Below are 1,040 nucleotides of genomic sequence, written 5' to 3'. Positions count from 1 at the left end.
GCGCGGAGCAGGCCGAGCGAGCCGCGCGAGCCGAACGCGCCCGCCGTCGCCGGGCGCTGGAGAAGGAGCTGGCGCGGGCGCGTACCGACCAGGAACGGGCGGAGGCGGACCTGGCCGGGGCGACGGCAGCCGAGCACGACGGCGCCGCCGCCCTGGACGCCGTCGAGGCGGAACTGGCCGAGATGGAGCGCCGCCGGGCGGTCGCCGAGCAGGAGCTGAGCCGCGCGAAGCTCGCCCGGCGGGCCGCCGAGCGGACCGTCACCGCCGCCCGCCGCCGTGCCGGCGAGGTCGAGGCGGCCGTCGAGGCGCTCGACGCCGAAGAGGGGGATGTCGGCTCCGAGGGTGGCACGGCAGACTGATCCCCCTATGGACGGACGGAACGGCGTCGGATGACCCCGGAGCAGGTCGCCGCGGCCAGCAAACCGGCTGTCCTCGAGCTGGGCGACGCGTTCACCCGGTGCCCGACCACGCTGCGCCGGGCGCGGCTGCTCGGCATCTCCGGCTGGGCCTTCTACGTCGCCGGCCGGGCCGGCGCGCTCGGCGACGTCCGGGCGGAGACGGTGGCCGCCGTGCTCGGCTTCCTCGCACCCGACGCGGTCGCCGACGGGTGGGACGCCGCCCTGCGGGTCGTCCGGCCGGTGGAGGTGGCCGCCGCCACCCTCGACGAGTGCTGCCGCTGGGGTGACGATCGTCTCGGACCCGTGCCGGACGTCGGCCGCCTGGCGGTCCTGCTCGGGCACGCCGTCGAGGCGGCCGATGCCACCGGCATGCCGCTGTTCGCCGCCTGGCGGGCCATGCCGCTGCCGGAGCGGACACCCGGAGCACGCGCCGCCGTCGGCCTGCGGTTGCTGCGGGAACACTTCGCCGGCGCCCATCTGCTCGCCGTACGGGCCAGCGGGATGACGGCGCTGGAGGCGGTGCTGACGGGGCCCGAGGGGGAGGCCGGCGCGCTGGCGTGCGGCTGGCCGTGGCTAAAACTCAAAGGAATTGACGGGGGCCCGCACAAGCGGCGGAGCATGCGGATTAATTCGATGCAACGC

At 76.6% G+C, this 1,040-nt stretch carries 1 rRNA gene and 1 pseudogene; both read left to right on the top strand.

The window, feature by feature from the left end:
- A pseudogene (locus AB0I76_RS30665) lies at nucleotides 1–359 on the top strand (hypothetical protein); the annotation flags it as partial.
- A gap of 576 nt (nucleotides 360–935) precedes the next feature.
- Nucleotides 936–1,040: ribosomal RNA gene (locus AB0I76_RS30660) — 16S ribosomal RNA — on the top strand; the annotation flags it as partial.

The organism is Micromonospora sp. NPDC049799, from assembly GCF_040656655.1.
Classification (GTDB): Bacteria; Actinomycetota; Actinomycetes; order Mycobacteriales; family Micromonosporaceae; genus Micromonospora.
Note: the sequence above shows the minus strand (reverse complement) of the source record. Positions and strands in the feature narration are given on the sequence as shown.